Raw genomic sequence first — 18,427 nt, forward strand, 5'->3', positions numbered from 1 at the left:
ATTATGGCGATTAAAGTAACAATGCCTCGCTTAAGCGATACTATGACGGAAGGAACGGTAGCGGCTTGGCTAAAAAAAGTAGGCGACAAAGTTAGCGAAGGAGATATCCTTGCTGAAATTGAAACAGACAAAGCAACAATGGAGTTCGAATCTTTTAACGAAGGAACTCTTTTACATATCGGAATTCAGGCTGGAGAAACTGCTCCGGTTGATTCATTATTAGCCATCATTGGTAACGAAGGAGAAGATATCTCTGCTCTTTTAGCCGGTGGTGATGCACCAGCTGCCGAAGCTCCAAAAGCGGACGCTCCTGCTGCAGAAGCAAAAACTGAAACTGCAGCTCCTGCAAAAGCAGCAGCTGAATTACCAAAAGGTGTTGTAGTAGTAACTATGCCTCGTTTGAGCGATACTATGACAGAAGGTACAGTAGCAAGCTGGTTGAAAAAAGTTGGCGATACTGTAGCTGAAGGCGATATTTTAGCCGAAATTGAAACAGACAAAGCAACTATGGAGTTTGAGTCTTTCAATGCCGGAACTTTATTGCATATAGGAATTCAGGAAGGAAGTACCGCACCGGTTGACAGCTTATTAGCTATCATTGGACCTGCAGGAACTGATATTTCCGGAATTGCTGATAACTATACAGGCGGAGGTGCTGCAACTGCAAGTGCTCCAGCTGCTGAAGAAACAAAAGCCGCTCCAGCTGCTGAAAAAGCGCCGCAAGCTGCTGCTGAAACTTCAAACGGAAGAGTTTTAGCCTCACCTTTAGCTAAAAAAATCGCTTCTGACAAAGGAATCCAATTAAGCCAGGTTAAAGGAACAGGAGAAAACGGACGTATCGTAAAAAGCGATATCGAAAACTTTACTCCATCTGCACAAGCGCAAACTGCTGCTTCCGCTCCTGCTGCTAAACAAGAAGCATCTGCTCCTGCTGCACCAAAAGTATTTGTTCCTGCCGGAGAAGTTTACACAGAAGAGATCAAAAATTCTCAAATGCGTAAAATCATTGCTAAACGTTTATCTGAGTCATTATTTACTGCTCCTCACTACAACTTAGTGATCGAAGTAAGCATGGACGAAGCTATGCAGGCAAGAACTGCCATCAACAGCGTTCCGGATACAAAAGTATCTTTCAACGATATGGTAATCAAAGCTTGTGCTTTAGCATTGAAAAAACATCCAAAAATCAACTCTCAGTGGAAAGATGATGCTATTACAATCAACCACCACGTAAACATTGGTGTTGCTGTAGCTGTTGAAGACGGATTAGTAGTTCCAGTATTGAAATTTACAGATGCCATGAGTTTATCTCAAATTGGCGGAAGCGTAAGAGATCTTGCCGGAAGAGCCAAAAACAAAAAACTTGGACCACAAGAAATGGAAGGAAGCACATTTACAGTTTCTAACCTGGGAATGTTTGGTATCACTGAATTTAATTCAATTATCAACCAGCCAAACTCTGCAATCCTTTCTGTAGGTGCAATTGTTGAGAAACCAGTAGTTAAAAACGGTCAGATTGTAGTTGGAAACACAATGATGTTATCATTAGCTTGCGACCACAGAACAATCGACGGTGCAACTGGTGCTCAGTTCTTACAAACATTAAAACAATACATCGAAAGCCCAGTTACTATGCTGGCTTAATCGTTGTTAATTTTATAATTAAATCCCGTTTTGTTTGTTCAAAACGGGATTTTTTATTTAATTTTCATCCTCAAATTCAAAACCACACAAAATGAAAAAATTAATCCTTGTCGCTTTATTTCTGACAGCGATTGCATGCCAGAAAAAAGAACAAACCGAAAAAACAGCTGTTGTCGACGAGCACAGTTATTCTAAACCTGAACTTGCTGTTGTAAAACACCTTGATCTTGACATCAAAGTTGATTTTGACACTCAGACTATTTCAGGAAAAGCATCTTGGTTAATTGATAACATCAGCAAAGGAAACGAAATTATCTTCGACGAAAACACCCTGAATATTACGAAAGTTACTTTAGGCGATGACGAAAAAGAAACCAAATTCGAACTTGGAAAGGATACTGAATTTCACGGAAAACCACTTCACATTACAATTGACCCCAATACAACCAAAGTAAACATCTATTACAACACAACAAAAGATGCCGTTGCTTTACAATGGCTTACTCCGGCACAAACTGCCGACAAAAAGAAACCTTTTGTTTTTTCTCAAGGAGAAAGCGTTTGGTCGCGCACCTGGATTCCGTGTCAGGATTCGCCGGGAATCCGTTTTACGTATAATGCAAAAGTGACAGTTCCTAAAGATTTATTAGCTGTTATGAGCGCTGTAAACCCACAGAAGAAAAACGATACCGGAGTTTATACTTTCAAACAAGACAAAGCAATTCCATCTTATTTAATGGCAATTGCCGTTGGAGATATTGAATTTCAAGCTATCGATAACAGAACTGGAGTTTATGCAGAACCGTCTATGCTAAAAAAATCAGCTTACGAATTTGCCGAACTAGGAAAAATGGTGAATGCAGCTGAAAAATTATACGGACCATACCGTTGGGGACGTTACGACGTTTTGGTTTTACCTCCAAGCTTTCCTTACGGCGGAATGGAAAATCCAAACCTAACTTTCTTAACTCCGGGCGTTATTGCAGGAGATCGTTCACTAACAAGTTTATTAGCACACGAATTAGGACACAGCTGGAGCGGAAACTTAGTTACCAATGCAACCTGGGATGACATTTGGTTAAACGAAGGTTTCACCACTTACGTAGAACACCGAATTGGAGAAGCCATCTTTGGCAAAAAAGAGTTTGAAATGCAAAATGTTATCACCAACAAAGAATTAGTTGATAACGTAGCCGAATATGGCGATAAAAACCCTGACACAAGATTAAAAGTAAGTCTTACAGGAAGAAATCCTGATGATGGAATCAGTCAAATTCCTTACGTAAAAGGATATGCTTTTTTAAGAGTTATTGAAAATGCCGTGGGTCGTGAGAAATTTGATCCGTTTATCAAAAATTACTTTGATTCTCACGCATTCAAATCGATCACAACAGAAGATTTTGTAAAATATATCAATGAAAATCTTATCAAAGGCGACAAAGCGCTTGCCGACAAAATTAAAATGGAAGACTGGATTTACAAGCCTGGAATTCCATCTAACATACTTCCGGTAAGTTCAGTTGATTTTGATGCGATTGATAAAATCCAAAAAAGCTGGAGAGAAACGGGTGTAGCAGGCTTAAACAAAAAAGTTATAACGACAGCAGAAAAACAGCATTTTATAGATCATCTTCCGACTGATATTACAGCAAAAGAAATGGAAGCGATTGACAAAGAATTCAACTTTACAAAAGGCGGAAATTTCATCATCAAACGTCAATGGTTTGTTCAGGCAATTCGCCATGATTATAAAACTGCAAATCCTGAAATCGAACAATTTTTAATTGGAATCAGCAGAACCGGCTCTGTAATGATGCTTTATAAAGAAATGGCTAAAACTCCACAAGGAAAAGTTTGGGCAAAACAAGTTTTTGAAAAAGCAAAATCAGGCTATCATGCAACAACAATTCAGGCTGTTGAAAGCGTGTTAAAATAGTTGAAATAATACAATTTCTACAATTAAAAATCCTGATTACAATATAATCGGGATTTTTAATTTTTATTTTTCGCTTCAATCCATTTAGACATATACATCGTGCTTTTGTATGCGTGATGCTGCAATAAATTCCCCATAAAATTATGAAGGCGATGGCTTTTAGAATCTACCAATAATGTATTTACAAAACTTATTAATCCATCTGAATATTTATCTTTCTGATAACATTCATTAATAATTGAAATTCCATTTTTCTGCGAAGATTTCCAGAGATTTTCATCCTTATAAAGAGAAATCGCTTTTTTAGCAAATTTTTCAGGATGATCTTCTATAAATCCATTCCATAATAAATCTGCATGCATGGCTTCAGAACCTATTGAAGTAGTTACGCTTGGCGTTCCGCATTGCATGGCTTCTAATAATTTTCCTTTTAAACCTGCCCCAAAACGAATAGGCGCCAGAACAACTCTTGCTTTTTTTACAATTTCATTTGCATCTTCCGCCCTTCCCATTATATAAAAACCATTTTTTGGCTGATGCAATTGCAAAACTTTTTGTGACGGATAAGCCCCGTAAACTTCCAAAACAGCTTCAGGGAAATCCTTTTTTATCGAAGGCCAGATTGCTTCTTTTAAATATTGAACCGTATTCCAATTCGGTTCGTGAAGAAAATTTCCGATGAAAACAAAGTTTTTTCTTTCTTCAAAAGAAGGCAATTTTAAGAGATATTCTTCCTTCATTTCATCAACTAAAAACGGAAGATAAAACAGTAAATCTTCATTGATTCTGAAAACCTCTTTTAGAACATTCATTTCAAATTCAGAAATAATCAAAGACAAATCACATCTTAAAATACTGGCGATTTCTCGTTTTGCTGCTTCTTCAGAAAACAAATCCGTGATTTCAAACGCCCTGTTTTCTTTAAAAGCTTTTTGTCTGGCAGTTCTCAGGCAATGTAAATCTTCTGTATCGAGAACTCGGATTGCTTTTGGACAATTTTCTGTAACTCTCCAGCCAAATTGTTCTTCGATCATAAATCGATCAAACAAGACGACGTTTGGATTTAATTCCAAAACAAAATCATCGAAACTGACAGAATTTAGTTCGATACTTTTTTTTGTTACGCCAAATTCAGATAAATCAACCATAAAATCACTGTCCTGCGCCGCACTTGCAAAAGTAATTTCGAAGCCGTTTTCTTTAAAAATCGAAATCAGCTGCATCATCCTTCCGCCTGCTGCAGAAGAGTTTGGCTCAGGCCATACAAACCCAATAATTAAAAGTTTTTTTATCTGATTCATTGTAATTTTTTTCAACTTACAAAATAATGCTTTTTTACGTTTAATCCCGTTGCATTTCGTAATTTTTAGTAATAAAAAAGACTAATTTTGCACGAAATAAATGAAGGGAAATTATGTTGGGATTAAAATTAGCTACAGACCCAAGATGGGTAAATATCGTAGAGTCAAACATTCAAGAAATTTTGACAGATCATGCGTGGTGCGAACAAAAAGCGGCTTCAAATGCCATTAGTATCGTAACCTACAATTCTGAAATAGAAGAATTAGTAACTGAAATGCTCGTGATTGCAAGAGAAGAACTGGAACATTTCCAGATGGTTCATGACATTATAAAACAACGTGGCCTTACACTGGGACGCGAAAGAAAAGATCATTATGTAAATGAACTTTTTAAATTCATGAAAAAAGACGGAAGCCGCCGTGATGCGCTGTGCGACCGTTTATTATTTTCGGCCATGATCGAAGCCAGAAGCTGTGAGCGCTTTAAAGTTCTTTCGGAAAACATAAAAGACGAAGAATTAGCAAAATTCTATCGCGATTTAATGATTTCCGAAGCCGGACATTATACTACATTTTTAGGCTTTGCCAGAAAATACCAGGACAACATTGACATCGACAAACGATGGAAAGAATGGATCGAGTATGAAGGTTCTATTATTACTAACTATGGTAAAAGTGAAACCGTTCACGGATAACACTTATACTTTTTTATTTCATTTGCCCCCAAGAATCAATTAAATACCGTACCTAAGCCTATATGTCTAAAATTACATCAAAACCTTTTTTATTAAAAACCGCCAAATACACAGGAATTACGCTTGCTGTAATTTTAGCATTACTTTTTTTAACCCCTGTTCTTTTTGCAGATCAGATTAAAGAAAAAATAAAAAAAACAGCAAACGAAAGCTTAACTGCAGAACTTAATTATTCTGATGTTTCTGTTTCATTTTTTCGTCACTTTCCATCGCTGACTTTAACTCTGAAAGATTTACAACTAAACGGTTCTGCACCTTATAAAAATGAAAAATTTATTACAGCAAAAGAGGTTTCTTTTGGTATTGATGTCCTAAGTTTAATTTTTAGTAAATCAGCAAAAATTGATGAAATCTATTTATCAGATTCTTTTATCAATGTAAAAGTAAATCCAAATGGCGAAGCAAATTACAACATTTATAAATCTACACCGCAGGATTCTAAGCCTGAAGACAGCACCAACACAGCTTTAAAACTTGATCGAATCGAAATCTTAAACAGTAAAATTATTTATGACGATCAATCAACAAAAGTGCATTTTGACGCACTTGGCTTTGATTATTTAGGAAAAGGAGATATAAATAAAGCCGTATTCGACCTTCATTCAAAGGCAAAAATCGAGAAGCTGAATATTATTTACGATAATGAACCTTATTTAATGAATAAAAAAGTAGATGCTGATCTTATTACTCAGGTCAACATGAACTCTTTATCATTCTTTTTTCAGCAGAACAATCTAAAAATCAATCAGCTTTCTGTTGATTTTCAAGGGAAATTTGATTTCTTAAAAGATGGCTATAACATGGATTTTGTCATTAAATCTGACGATAGCGAGTTGTACGATGTCTTTACTGCTTTTCCTCCAAAATACGTCACCTGGCTTTCTAAAACAGAATTAAAAGGAAATACTAATTTACTTTTAACCTTAAAAGGAAAGTATATCGCATCACAAAACATTGCGCCGGATTTAAATTTCGATTTAAAAATAGAAGATGGTTTTATAAATTATGACGATAGCGATTTTCCGGTTTCAGATTTGAATGTTGAAATCAAAAGTAAACTTCCTTCTCTAAAGCCGGGTTTGCTAATTGTAAATGCTGCAAATTTATCTTTAAATGTAGGTGACGATTATTTCAAATCGAAATTTTATTTAGAAGGAATAGACGCACCTAATGTAGATGCTGAATTTAAAGCCAAACTGGATCTTGAAAAACTCAATAAAGGTTTAGGAGTTCCTGGTTTAACTTTAAGAGGAATTTTGACCGGAGATGTTAAAGCCAAAGGTAAATTCGACAGAAAGAATAAACTTTTCCCAATTGCAAACGGCACGATAGAACTAAAAAAAGGATTTGTAAAAACAGGTTATTACCCTAACCCTATTACAAATATTGAATTTAAAACTACAATCGAGGACAAAAAAGGAACTTTTGAAGATCTAAAATTAAACCTTAAACCTGCTCAATTTACTTTTGAAGAAAAGCCGGTTTTTGTTCAGGCGTTTCTAAATAATTTTGCTGATTTAAATTACGATGTTACAGCAAAAGGCGAACTTGATGTACAAAAAATATATAAAGTTTTCTCTCACAAAGGACTAAACTTAGATGGTTTTATAAAAGCAGATCTGGCCCTAAAAGGAAAGCAAAGCGATGCTATAAATGGAAATTATGACAGACTAAACAATAAAGGAACTCTGGAGATTAGAAACATTGGCATCACCTCAGAATTTCTGCCTCAAAAGTTTATTATAAGAGATGGTCTTTTTAAAATTAATCAGGATAAAGTCTTATTTAATAATTTCCTGGCATCTTACGGACAGTCTGATTTTAAAATGGATGGCTATCTGCAAAATGCAATTAATTATGTCACAAGAAAAAAAGGAATTTTACACGGTTCGTTTACTGTCTCTTCGAAATATATTAATGTAGACGAATTTATGTTTAATAATACACCAAATACTTCTTCGTCAAAAAGCAAAACCAAGTCCGGGGTTATTATAATTCCTGATAATTTTGATTTAGAACTTATCGCAAATGCGCAAAAAGTTTATTTTGATAAATTGATACTTGAGAATGCCGGAGGCAACCTAAAAATAAACAACAACAAACTTACAATGCAGCAGACCGGCTTTAATTTAATTGGCTGCCACGTTGCAATGAACGGAAGTTATGAAGCTGTTAATACTCAAAATGCTAATTTTGAGTACAAAATCAAAGCATCTGATTTTAATATTAAAAGGGCGTACAACGAAATCGACGTGTTCAGAAAAATGGCAAGTGCTGCCGAAAAAGCACAGGGAATTGTTTCTCTTGACTATAAATTAAAAGGCCGATTAGACGGAGATATGAAACCTGTTTATCCATCTCTTGTTGGCGGCGGTATTTTATCAGTAAAAGATGTAAAAGTAAGAGGCCTGAAACTGTTTAATGCCGTAAGCAAGAAAACAGATAATGAATCGATGAAAAATCCCGATGTTTCTAAAGTAGATATTAAAACTACGGTTAAGAATAACATCATGACGATAGAGCGTTTTAAATTTAAATTTGCGGGCTTTAGACCAAGAATCGAAGGCACAACAAGCCTTGACGGAAAACTAAACTTAAAAATGCGCTTAGGCCTTCCTCCTTTCGGTATCTTCGGGATTCCGTTAACGGTTACGGGAACAGGAGAAAATCCAAAAGTAAAAGTGGGGCGTACAACTGAGGATTTGGAAGAAACTAAAGACTAAGAACAAAGAAATTCTAAATTCCAAGATTGTCACACACCAATAAGTTCAACATTCAAATTCTAAATTATGGCTGTTCCTGCAAACAAAGAAGAATTGCAAAACGCAATTACAAGCAATTACAACAAGCTTAAAAAGGAATTGAAGAGTATTCCTATTGAACTGACCACTATTTCAAACCTTGAAGGACAGATTAAAGATACAACAATGAGTATCAACAATCTTGTTTCTTATTTAGTTGGATGGGGAGAGCTGGTTTTGAAATGGAACATCAAAAAAGACAATAACGAAGCGGTAGACTTTCCTGAAACAGATTACAAATGGAACCAACTCGGAAAACTGGCTCAAAAATTCTATAAAGATTACGAAGAACTTGATTTTCAAACTTTATGTACAAAATTAGACGAGGTGGTTTTAAAAATCCTTTCTCTAATCAAACAAAAATCAAATACCGAACTATACGAAACCGCATGGTATGAAAAATGGACTTTAGGCAGAATGATACAATTCAACACTTCATCGCCTTATACTAACGCCAGAGGAAGAATACGCAAATGGAAAAAGGAACAACAAATAAAATAAAAATTCCAAGTTTTTGAAATTCAAATTATTTAATACAAACCTTTGTCAAATTTTTAAATTTTGACAAAGGTTTTTTTATTTTATAAATGTAAACCTAAAAAATTACCTTAGAAACATACAAAATTCCCTTTGCCAGCAGCCATAACAATACCGAAACACCCAACAATTTCCACGCCCACGCCTTGCCTCTTTTCCAGTCAGAGAAAAAAGAAAAGATTTCGAAATATTTTATTATGATAAAAATACTCGCTCCTATTAATGAAAACCAGACAATCTCATTTAACTGTATATGCAAACCATACATAAAAACTGCAGCCAAAAAAAGAATCGTAACGAATTGCAAATAATAATAGTTCCCAAAATGATATCTATAATTTAGTTTTGAAGACAGAATTAAAAAAGATATTGTCAACAAACTCAACAATGCCGCAATTACATTATAAAAAAGAGGATTCCACTGTAAAATAAGCACAGAAGTAACTAAAATTGCTATAACAATACATCCTCCGAGAGAATTTATACTTCTGTCTCTCTTATCACTTTTGAATGGAAATAAAACCGGATATAAATATTTCTCCAAAAAGCGCCAAAAAGGCAACGCATAAATAGCCGTAATTCCCGATATGACTATTTCGTAATTATAAAAAATATCATCTGGGACTCTATACAAAACGTACGAAAGGGCAATTGTTAGAATAACCGCAGGAAGCGAAATGGTTTTTACTGCAGTCCATGGGTTTTGTCCCCAAAAATCATTTTCAATTTTAAAAACATACCTTTTCATCAGATATTCTTTTGCAAATATTGCTGTAGACTGACTCCATAACAAACACAATCCTACATGAATAATTACGGTTCGAAATACAAATTCTTCAACTGAACATCCGTAAAATATACACAATACACTTATTATCCATAATTCATAAGTCAGCAAAATCGGCGAAAACAAATATCTAAATATTGGTGCTAAATACTGAATTAAAAAGTCAATTAGCAATTTCCAGTAATTTTTAAATAATGCGATAACAGCACAAATTGCAATAAAAGCCGACAAATAAAACATCCAATTTGTTAGAAATTCTGTCTGCATCCAAAACTTAATAGCCGAATTTTTCGGAGGAGTATAAATTACATGAGAATTTTCAAAAACCTGTTTTGCCAATTCATCTCTGTCAGCATCATTTAATTCCGGAAACTGATTTTTATGCTGCAGCCAAAACTGCTTTACATCGGTGCCATTTTTTATAAGAACAGCCAATTCGTATAAAACATTTTTCTGTTCGGTATTTAAAGAGCTTAACTTAGTATTTATGCTGTCTGACAATACTTTTCCGTAGGTATTCAAACAACATAAGAGTATAAAAATTAGTATTTTTTTCAACTTTTAAAATTTAGAGATCACAGGAATTGAATTTCCTTTTTCACAAATGTAAGTTTAAAAGTCTGTCTTCAAAATATAATAAACAAAAAACCCGATCTTTTCAGAACGGGTTTTTGTAAAAAGTAATCTTTATGATTATTATGCCTCGAATGGAATAATAGATACATAAGATTTGTTATCTCTTTTCTTTTGGAACTTAACAACTCCATCAACTTTTGCATGTAAAGTGTGATCTTTACTAATGTAAACGTTTTCTCCTGGATTGTGTTTTGAACCTCTTTGTCTAACGATGATGTTACCAGCAATAGCAGCTTGACCACCATAAATCTTAACGCCTAGACGTTTTGATTCTGATTCTCTACCATTCTTCGAACTACCGACACCTTTCTTGTGAGCCATGACGTATGAGTTTAAATATTGTTATTATTCTTTAGTAGTCTCTTTTTTTGCTTTTGGAGCTGCTTTTTTTGCTTTTGGAGCTGCTTCTACTTCTTCAGTAGCCGGTGCTTCTTCTGCTACAACTGCTTTTTTAGCTGCTGCTTTTTTAGTTCCTCCTGCTGCAGTAATACCTTCAATTACAATTTGAGTAAGATATTGTCTGTGACCATTTCTTTTTTTGTATCCTTTTCTTCTTTTCTTTTTGAAAACGATAACTTTATCTCCTTTTAAGTGTTGTAACACTTTAGCTTCTACAGAAGCACCTTCTATAGCTGGGGCGCCTAAAGTTACATTTCCGTTATCATCTAATAAAAGAACTTTGTCAAAAGAAACTTTTGAACCTTCTTCGTTAGCCAAACGGTGAACATAAACCTTTAAGTCTTTGCTTACTTTAAATTGTTGCCCTGCTATCTCTACGATTGCATACATATCAAATTGATTTATTGATTTTTAAGGTTGCAAATATACAACTAATAATTTACTACGCAATCCCTTGCCGGAAAAATATTTCTTATTGTTTAAATACTGTTTTTCAAGGCTTTTCACGCGTATTCTTACAACAACAAACAGTAAAAGATTGTTAAAATAAGGCGAAAATATTGACAAAATAATAATTCATGGGTAAAAAAAGTTATTTTTGGAGTAACTATATTCATCTTTTAGATACCTATTTATTTTAGGTACTATAATTTATTAATCTTAATATGAAAAATTCAATAATGATGTTAAGTGCAGCACTAATGCTTGGCGGAACAGCTCATGCTCAAAAGGTAGCTTTTGAAGAATACAATTTAGACAATGGTCTGCATGTTATCCTGCATAACGATCCATCGGCTCCGGTAGTGATTACATCGGTAATGTATCACGTGGGTTCAAAAGACGAACGCCCTGACCGCACCGGTTTTGCACATTTCTTCGAACATTTATTATTTGAAGGCACACAAAATATAAAACGCGGCGAATGGATGAAAATCGTTACCGCAAACGGAGGTGTTAATAACGCCAACACTTCAGACGACAGAACGTATTATTATGAAGTTTTCCCGTCAAATAACTTAGAATTAGGTTTATGGATGGAATCTGAAAGATTAATGCACCCAATCATTAATAAAATTGGAGTTGAAACACAAAACGAAGTCGTAAAAGAAGAAAAAAGAATGCGTTACGACAATCAGCCTTACGGAAATATTCTGCCGGAGGTAAAAAAGAATATGTTCAAAAACCATCCGTACCGCTGGACGACTATCGGTTCTATGAAAGATCTGGATGCCGCAACACTTGAAGAGTTCCAGGCATTTAATAAAAAATTCTATACCCCAAACAACGCTGTTCTGGTTGTAGCCGGAGATTTTGACAAAGCAAAAGCCAAAGAATGGGTTCAGAAATATTTTGGACCAATCCCAAAAGGCGAAACAGTAAAAAAACAAACTTTTACCGAAGAGCCAATCACCCAGACCATAAAAGCAACGTATGAAGACCCAAACATTCAGATCCCAATGGTTGTGGCTTCGTACAGAACGCCGTCTATGAAAACAAGAGACGCCAGAATCCTCGATCTGATTTCTTCTTATTTAAGTGACGGGAAAAGCTCTAAACTGTACAAGAAAATTGTCGACGACAAAAAAATGGCGCTTCAAATAGGCGCAGTTGGTTTTAGTCAGGAAGATTACGGAACCTATATATTATACGGTCTGCCAATGGCACCTTATACAACAGCCGATATTTTAAAAGAAATGGATGAAGAAATTGTAAAACTTCAAACCGATTTGATTTCTGATAAAGATTACCAAAAATTACAAAACAAATTCGATAATAATTTTGTGAATGCAAATTCCAGCGTAGAAGGAATTGCAGAAAACCTGGCTTCTTATTATTTATTGTACGGAGATGTAAACCTGATCAACACCGAAATTGATATTTACCACTCGATTACAAGAGAAGAAATCAGAGAAGCAGCCAGGAAATATCTAAACCCTAATCAGCGATTGATTTTAGATTATGTTCCTTCTCAAAAATCTCAAAACTAAGCTATCGAATCATGAAATATATACACACTTTTTTAATCCTTTTTTTCCTTACCGGAATTATGCAAGCACAAAATCGTCCACAGCCAAAACCAGGAAACCCGCCAGTTGTCAATATTAAAAAGCCTCAGACTTTTATTTTGGACAACGGTATGAAAGTTTTGGTTGTCGAAAACCATAAACTGCCAAGAGTAAGTTTCAATTTAACACTGGACAACGCTCCTTTTACCGAAGGAAATAAAAAAGGCGTCGACGAATTAACGAGCAGTTTAATTGGAAACGGAACCAAAAAAACATCAAAAGAAGCGTTTAACGAAGAAATTGATTTTTACGGAGCCAATATCAATTTTACCTCACAAGGCGCATTTGCAAGTTCACTTTCTAAATATTCAGGCCGTGTTCTGGAACTTTTGGCCGAAGGTGCTTTACAGCCAAACTTCACCCAAGCCGAATTTGATAAAGAAAAAGCAAAATTAATTGAAGGGCTTAAAGCCGATGAAAAAAGCGTTCCGGCTATTGCAAACCGCGTGGTTGATGTTTTAACTTTCGGAAAAAACCATCCTAATGGAGAATATCTTTCTGAAGAAACAGTAAAAAATGTAACCCTTGCTGATGTTCAAAATAACTACAACACGTATTTTGTTCCCGAAAATGCCTATTTGGTTATCATTGGCGATGTTAAACTAAAAGAAGTAAAACCGGCGGTTGAAAAACTTTTTAAGGGATGGAAAAAACAAGCCGCTCCAAAAAATACGTATCCGGATCCGGAAAAAGCTTCACAACTTCAAATTGATTTTGTTGATGTGCCAAATGCCGTTCAGTCTGAAATTTCTTTGGTAAATACCGTTAATTTAAGAATGAGTAATCCTGATTTCTTTCCGGCTGTTATTGCCAATCAGATTTTAGGAGGCGATTTCAACAGTTATTTAAATATGAATCTGCGCGAACAACATGCCTGGACATATGGTGCAAATTCAAGCCTTGGAAGCGGAAAATATGTCAGCAAATTCAAAGCTTCGTCTGCTGTTAGAAACACTGTAACAGACAGTGCTGTGGTTCAGTTTATAAAAGAAATTAAACGTGTAAGAACCGAAAAAGTTTCTGAAGATGTCCTTAAAAATGTAAAAGCAGGATATATTGGCCGCTTTGTAATGCAGGTCGAAAAACCTCAGGCCGTTGCCCGATATGCTTTAAACATCGAAACAGAAAAACTTCCGGCAGATTTCTACGAAAAATACATTCAGACCATTAACAATGTTACGGTCGATGATATTTATCGTGTTGCCAACAAATATTTCATGCTTGATAATATGCGAATTGTGGTTGTTGGGAAAGGTTCTGATGTAATTGAAGGTCTTGAAAAACTTCAAATCCCGATTTATTATTATGACAAATACGGAAATCCGGTTGAAAAACCAGCTGTAAAAAAAGAAGCACCATCGAATATTACAGCCAAAACTGTTTTCGAAAACTACATTAAAGCCATTGGAGGAGAAAAAGCCGTTGCTGCCGTAAAAACACTTTACATGAACGGAACAACGACTATTCCGCAGGCTCCGGGACCGCTTACTTTTACTTCAAAATTAGATTCTAAAGGAAAAATGATGGTATCGCTTTCTATGGGAACCATGACTTTGATGAAACAGGTTGTAAACGAAAAAGGGGCATATATTGAACAACAGGGACAACGCAAAAACCTTGAAGGCGAAGATTTAAATGATATGAAGGCAAACGCTGCTCCTTTTGAAGAACTTCAAATATTGCTAAAAAGAACCGATTTAAAAGTTGACGGCATTGAACCAATTAACGGAAAAGATGCCTACGCTATAAAAGACGGCAAAACGACTTATTTCTATGATGTAAAATCTGGATTAAAAGTAGCAGAATCAAAAGTACGCGAACAAGGCGGAAAATCGGTTACACAAATCACAAACTTCAATGATTATAAAGAAGTAAAAGGCGTAAAAGTTCCTTTTAACCTCGTACAAAATATTGGCTTTGAACTGGACATCAAAATGTCTGAAATCAAAATCAACGAAGGAGTTTCTGATGCAGATTTTAAATAAACTGCTAAAACTCTAAGTTTTTAAGGGGATTTTGTCAAAGTTTAAAACTTGGATAAAGCTTTTTAAAATTCACTTAACAAACTTCGGCATAAACCAATAAAAACAAGAAAGGCTGTCAATTACGACAGCCTTTCTTATTGATTATTCAACATCCAGATACGGATTTAGAATTTCTGCTAATTCATTCAGCCAGTAAAAACCATCCTGAAGACCTAACTTCTCGATTTCCATGGTTTCGCAGTCTCTCATTATACTTAAGGCTAAAATGTAATTCACTTTGCGAATGTTTTTTGCCATAAGTTTAGGATCAATCGAATTGCTGAAAAAATCTTTCAACCTTAATTCTGTTTCTTTCGAAAGGGTGTTTGTAATCATAATGTTTGACGGTTTGGAAGTAAAAACCCGCATAGATTAGATGTCCTACGCCGTCAAAGCGTTGCGGTTGTTTCCAATACCGCCACCATTCTGCACGGGCAAACGTTTAGTTGAAATCATATAGTGAACAATTAGGAATTACAAAGATATAGAAATAAAAGAAAAATACTACATTATTAAGTAAAAAACCTGTGTAGTAAAGATGTCCTACGTCGCAAAAAAACGTTACGGTCGTTTCCAATACCGCCATCACAATACACAGGTTTAAACTTTGGAAGTATAAAAAATTAAAAACCCGAATAGCTAAGGTGTTCTTCGCCGTCAAAACGATGTGGTTGTTTCCAATACCACCACCATACCACACGGGTAAATTTCTTTGAGTTTACATTAACTGACTTTAAAAAAATGCAAATATACAAAAATAAGAAAAATACTACAATTAAAGTTGATTGAAAAAACCCGCATGGATTAGGTGTCCTACGCTGTTCAAGGCGTTGCGGTTGTTTCCAATACCGCCACCATACCACACGGGCAAGTTTTATATATTTTTAGAATCTTTGTCAAGGTTTCTCTTTGATCTTGTCAAAAGAAAATTAATACCTTACTTCTTCGCTGACAAATATACTCCAATCAAAATAATAAACGCTCCAAAAAACTGAATTGGCGTAAGCATTTCGTTATCTAATAATCCCCAAAAGAAAGCTACAATAGGGATTAAATACGTTACCGATGTTGCAAAAACCGGAGACGAAATCTGAATAAGTTTAAAGAATAAAATATTCGCAATTCCTGTTCCTACAACGCCTAAAATCATGACAAAGAAAATAGAATGCTGCGTTTCTTCGAGGCTTAGTTTCTGAGAAATATCTGTAGAACCTAAAATAATCAAGGCCGGAATCAGCAAAACGGCAAAATTTCCTGTTGTAATACTTACCGAATTTAAATCAGGAAGATATCTTTTAATCAAATTTACATTTACCGCATAACAAATTGTGGCAATAACTACCAAACCTACATAATAGTAGTTTTGTCCCGGATGTGCCACGGCCCCGCTTAAAACCAGCAGTAAACAGCCAATCAAACCAATGAAAACACCCCAAACCTGACGTTTCTGAAATTGGATTCCAAATAAAATCGCTCCCAAAACCAAAGTATTCAAAGGGGTAAGCGAATTCATGATGGCTACAATCGAACTATCGACTTCGGTCTCTGCAATTGCGAAGAGAAACGCCGGAACAAAAGTCCCGAAAAAAGACGTCATAGCCACAAATTTCCATTGACCGGCAGAGATTTTCAACAGACTTTTAAACCCAAAAATAAGCAAAAGCAAGGCTGCAAAAATGATTCGGAATGCCCCAACCTGAACCGCCGATAAACCGACTAATCCTCTTTTAATCAATATAAATGAACTTCCCCAAACCAAAGACAATACTAATAAGTACGCCCATTTTAATTGTTTTGCCTCCATAAAATGTATTTTAGTGCAAATTTGTACTATTTTTGCGAACTGACCTCTGTTTTTTCCTAATTTTGCAAAGAACACAATTACTCATTCAAAATCATTATATAATGAAAATTACAAAAATCATCGCTGTTGCCGCAATCGCCGGTTTAACATTCGTAAGCTGTAAAAAAGAAGAAGATAAAAATCTTGCTAATATAAAAACCGAAGAAACTGCTCCTAAAGCACACGTGGCAATTGCACCTGAAAATGTACAGACTGCAAGTTTCGAAATCGAAGGAATGACTTGTGCAATGGGCTGCGCTAAAACTATCGAGAAAGAATTATCGAACTTAGATGGTGTAGAAAAAGCAGCGGTTGACTTTGACAAAAAAACAGCAACGGTTACTTTTGACAAAACAGTTCAAAATCCGGAATCTTTAACCAAAATTGTTCAGGCAACTGGAGACGGAAAAACATATAAAGTTTCGAACTTTAAGTCGTAATTGATTATTAATTACATAAAAGGCGTTCGTTTTGAACGCCTTTTGTTGTTTAAATACAATCCGAAATTTTTTTTTAACACAGAGAAACATAGATTCTTATGCTGGAAAAGGGTATAAAAGAAACCCTGTTTCTACACATAGCATGTGAATTTTAAATGAGTAAAATGCCTTTTTAAAGTTACGATAACTATGTTCCTATCTGTAAAAAAATACACTTAATGGATAAAATACAGTAATAGAAATGACATTAGAGTCCGCTTATTCTACAAATCCAATCGTGCAGCAATTTCTTAGATATGGTAATCTGAGTGCCGAAGCTGTAAAAGATATTGACCAGAGAACCATGCATTTTCTTAAAAAGAAGAATGAGCATTTTTTAAAAGAAGGGCAAAATCTATCAAGCTATTTTGTAATTGCCAAAGGAATAATACGCGCTTATTTTCATAGAAACGAAAAGGAAGTTAATACATGGTTTGGTGAAGAAGATCAAATTTTTGGTTCTATTCTGCCTGTCTATGCTGATAAACCATCGTTTGAGAATATCCAGTTTCTTGAAGATTCAGAAATATATGCCATTTCATCGTATGATTTAAATGATCTCTACCGCATTTATCCCGAGTTAAACTTAATTGGAAGAAAAATAGCCGAAGAGGTTTGCATCATTCTCGAAGAAAGAGCGGTTTCATTGCATACAGAATCGGCTGCAGAGCGTTATGAAACGTTGATACGATTGCAGCCTAATCTTCTAAACCGAATCAATCTCGGACATATCGCCTCCTATTTGGGCATTACTCAGGAAACCTTAAGCCGAATTAGAAAACAATGAATTTGGAATTTTAATTTGATCTACATCAAAAAATCGCCTTTTTTTCTGAAGTTACTTTGCAGTTCAATATTAAATTATAAAAAATGAATTGGATTGCTTTAGTCATTGCAGGAATTTTCGAAATTGGCTGGCCTTTGGGCATGAAAATGGCCCAACAATCAGAAAACAATAAATTTATCTGGATACTTACTGCTGTTTTATCAATGGTCGTGAGCGGAAGTTTGTTGTTTTATTCTCAAAAAACAATTCCTATAGGCACTGCTTATGCGGTTTGGACAGGAATTGGCGCAGTTGGCACACTTGTAGTCGGGATATTATTTTTTGGAGATTCATCTAATATTCTCAGACTTTTATCTGCCGTTTTAATCGTTGCAGGAATCATCGGTTTGAAATTGTTTTAATCTGCGGAGCGGAGAGAAATAAAAAAATATC

General features: G+C 35.1%; 16 protein-coding genes. 10 read left to right on the forward strand and 6 right to left on the reverse strand.

Going from position 1 to position 18,427, the window contains the following annotated elements; genetic code table 11:
- Positions 1-3 precede the first annotated feature (3 nt).
- Both OZP11_RS11985 and OZP11_RS11990 read left to right on the forward strand, forming a co-directional pair.
- On the forward strand, positions 4-1,644 hold the full coding sequence (locus OZP11_RS11985) for a dihydrolipoamide acetyltransferase family protein (RefSeq protein WP_281235431.1): 1,641 nt from the start codon (positions 4-6) through the stop codon (positions 1,642-1,644).
- A 91-nt stretch (positions 1,645-1,735) separates the two neighbouring features.
- Positions 1,736-3,580, forward strand: a complete 1,845-nt coding sequence (locus OZP11_RS11990) for a hydrolase/aminopeptidase (protein WP_281235432.1) — start codon at positions 1,736-1,738, stop codon at positions 3,578-3,580.
- A 56-nt stretch (positions 3,581-3,636) separates the two neighbouring features.
- On the opposite strand, the gene OZP11_RS11995 is transcribed toward OZP11_RS11990, so the two are convergent.
- The gene (locus OZP11_RS11995) at positions 3,637-4,881 is read right to left on the reverse strand and encodes a glycosyltransferase (RefSeq protein ID WP_281235433.1); all 1,245 of its coding nucleotides are present in this window, start codon (positions 4,879-4,881) and stop codon (positions 3,637-3,639) included.
- Between the two features lie 113 nt (positions 4,882-4,994).
- Between OZP11_RS11995 and OZP11_RS12000 the strand changes: the two genes are divergently transcribed.
- The 3 genes from OZP11_RS12000 (at position 4,995) to OZP11_RS12010 (ending at position 8,938) form a co-directional block, all read left to right on the forward strand.
- The gene (locus OZP11_RS12000; RefSeq protein WP_281235434.1) at positions 4,995-5,576 is read left to right on the forward strand and encodes a MiaE family protein; all 582 of its coding nucleotides are present in this window, start codon (positions 4,995-4,997) and stop codon (positions 5,574-5,576) included.
- Positions 5,577-5,638: 62 nt separating this feature from the next.
- Positions 5,639-8,359 carry an AsmA family protein gene (locus tag OZP11_RS12005; RefSeq protein WP_281235435.1) on the forward strand — a complete coding sequence of 907 codons (2,721 nt, stop codon included), beginning with the start codon at positions 5,639-5,641 and terminating at the stop codon, positions 8,357-8,359.
- A gap of 66 nt (positions 8,360-8,425) precedes the next feature.
- The gene (locus tag OZP11_RS12010) at positions 8,426-8,938 is read left to right on the forward strand and encodes a ClbS/DfsB family four-helix bundle protein (RefSeq protein ID WP_281235436.1); all 513 of its coding nucleotides are present in this window, start codon (positions 8,426-8,428) and stop codon (positions 8,936-8,938) included.
- Positions 8,939-9,032: 94 nt separating this feature from the next.
- Here the strand turns inward: OZP11_RS12010 and OZP11_RS12015 are convergent, their stop codons facing one another.
- The 3 genes from OZP11_RS12015 to rplU form a co-directional block, all read right to left on the reverse strand.
- Positions 9,033-10,319, reverse strand: coding sequence for a hypothetical protein (locus tag OZP11_RS12015; RefSeq protein WP_281235437.1), 1,287 nt, complete (start codon positions 10,317-10,319; stop codon positions 9,033-9,035).
- Positions 10,320-10,457: 138 nt separating this feature from the next.
- Entirely contained in the window at positions 10,458-10,718 is a 261-nt protein-coding gene (rpmA, locus tag OZP11_RS12020) for a 50S ribosomal protein L27 (protein ID WP_008466657.1), read from the reverse strand.
- Between the two features lie 24 nt (positions 10,719-10,742).
- Entirely contained in the window at positions 10,743-11,186 is a 444-nt protein-coding gene (gene rplU, locus OZP11_RS12025; RefSeq protein ID WP_281235438.1) for a 50S ribosomal protein L21, read from the reverse strand.
- 275 nt (positions 11,187-11,461) lie between these two features.
- Between rplU and OZP11_RS12030 the strand changes: the two genes are divergently transcribed.
- Both OZP11_RS12030 and OZP11_RS12035 read left to right on the forward strand, forming a co-directional pair.
- Positions 11,462-12,784, forward strand: coding sequence for a M16 family metallopeptidase (locus OZP11_RS12030; RefSeq protein ID WP_281235439.1), 1,323 nt, complete (start codon positions 11,462-11,464; stop codon positions 12,782-12,784).
- 11 nt (positions 12,785-12,795) lie between these two features.
- Positions 12,796-14,847, forward strand: coding sequence for an insulinase family protein (locus OZP11_RS12035; RefSeq protein ID WP_281235440.1), 2,052 nt, complete (start codon positions 12,796-12,798; stop codon positions 14,845-14,847).
- A 141-nt stretch (positions 14,848-14,988) separates the two neighbouring features.
- Here OZP11_RS12035 and OZP11_RS12040 read toward each other — a convergent pair whose 3' ends face one another.
- Together OZP11_RS12040 and OZP11_RS12045 are read right to left on the reverse strand one after the other, a co-directional pair.
- Complete coding sequence (locus tag OZP11_RS12040) at positions 14,989-15,222, reverse strand: hypothetical protein (RefSeq protein WP_281235441.1); 234 nt, start codon at positions 15,220-15,222, stop codon at positions 14,989-14,991.
- A 601-nt stretch (positions 15,223-15,823) separates the two neighbouring features.
- Positions 15,824-16,690, reverse strand: a complete 867-nt coding sequence (locus OZP11_RS12045; protein ID WP_281235442.1) for a DMT family transporter — start codon at positions 16,688-16,690, stop codon at positions 15,824-15,826.
- Between the two features lie 101 nt (positions 16,691-16,791).
- Between OZP11_RS12045 and OZP11_RS12050 the strand changes: the two genes are divergently transcribed.
- From OZP11_RS12050 to OZP11_RS12060, 3 genes are all read left to right on the forward strand, one after another.
- Positions 16,792-17,169: a heavy-metal-associated domain-containing protein gene (locus OZP11_RS12050; protein WP_281235443.1), complete on the forward strand. Its 378-nt coding sequence runs from the start codon at positions 16,792-16,794 to the stop codon at positions 17,167-17,169.
- Positions 17,170-17,410: 241 nt separating this feature from the next.
- Complete coding sequence (locus OZP11_RS12055; protein ID WP_281235444.1) at positions 17,411-17,995, forward strand: Crp/Fnr family transcriptional regulator; 585 nt, start codon at positions 17,411-17,413, stop codon at positions 17,993-17,995.
- 83 nt (positions 17,996-18,078) lie between these two features.
- A complete protein-coding gene (locus OZP11_RS12060) occupies positions 18,079-18,396 on the forward strand; it encodes a DMT family transporter (protein WP_281235445.1) in 318 nt (105 codons plus the stop codon).
- Positions 18,397-18,427: the final 31 nt, after the last annotated feature.

It is taken from the genome of Flavobacterium gelatinilyticum (genome assembly GCF_027111295.1).
Lineage (GTDB): Bacteria > Bacteroidota > Bacteroidia > Flavobacteriales > Flavobacteriaceae > Flavobacterium > Flavobacterium gelatinilyticum.

Coding starts and splice junctions, on each gene's coding strand:
- OZP11_RS12060 (WP_281235445.1), top strand. CDS start 18,079: ATGAATTGGATTGCTTTAGTCATTGCAGGAATTTTCGAAATTGGCTGG.
- rpmA (WP_008466657.1), bottom strand. CDS start 10,718: ATGGCTCACAAGAAAGGTGTCGGTAGTTCGAAGAATGGTAGAGAATCA.
- OZP11_RS12055 (WP_281235444.1), top strand. CDS start 17,411: ATGACATTAGAGTCCGCTTATTCTACAAATCCAATCGTGCAGCAATTT.
- OZP11_RS12050 (WP_281235443.1), top strand. CDS start 16,792: ATGAAAATTACAAAAATCATCGCTGTTGCCGCAATCGCCGGTTTAACA.
- OZP11_RS12010 (WP_281235436.1), top strand. CDS start 8,426: ATGGCTGTTCCTGCAAACAAAGAAGAATTGCAAAACGCAATTACAAGC.
- OZP11_RS12035 (WP_281235440.1), top strand. CDS start 12,796: ATGAAATATATACACACTTTTTTAATCCTTTTTTTCCTTACCGGAATT.
- OZP11_RS12030 (WP_281235439.1), top strand. CDS start 11,462: ATGAAAAATTCAATAATGATGTTAAGTGCAGCACTAATGCTTGGCGGA.
- OZP11_RS11985 (WP_281235431.1), top strand. CDS start 4: ATGGCGATTAAAGTAACAATGCCTCGCTTAAGCGATACTATGACGGAA.
- OZP11_RS12005 (WP_281235435.1), top strand. CDS start 5,639: ATGTCTAAAATTACATCAAAACCTTTTTTATTAAAAACCGCCAAATAC.
- rplU (WP_281235438.1), bottom strand. CDS start 11,186: ATGTATGCAATCGTAGAGATAGCAGGGCAACAATTTAAAGTAAGCAAA.
- OZP11_RS12000 (WP_281235434.1), top strand. CDS start 4,995: ATGTTGGGATTAAAATTAGCTACAGACCCAAGATGGGTAAATATCGTA.
- OZP11_RS11995 (WP_281235433.1), bottom strand. CDS start 4,881: ATGAATCAGATAAAAAAACTTTTAATTATTGGGTTTGTATGGCCTGAG.
- OZP11_RS12040 (WP_281235441.1), bottom strand. CDS start 15,222: ATGATTACAAACACCCTTTCGAAAGAAACAGAATTAAGGTTGAAAGAT.
- OZP11_RS11990 (WP_281235432.1), top strand. CDS start 1,736: ATGAAAAAATTAATCCTTGTCGCTTTATTTCTGACAGCGATTGCATGC.
- OZP11_RS12045 (WP_281235442.1), bottom strand. CDS start 16,690: ATGGAGGCAAAACAATTAAAATGGGCGTACTTATTAGTATTGTCTTTG.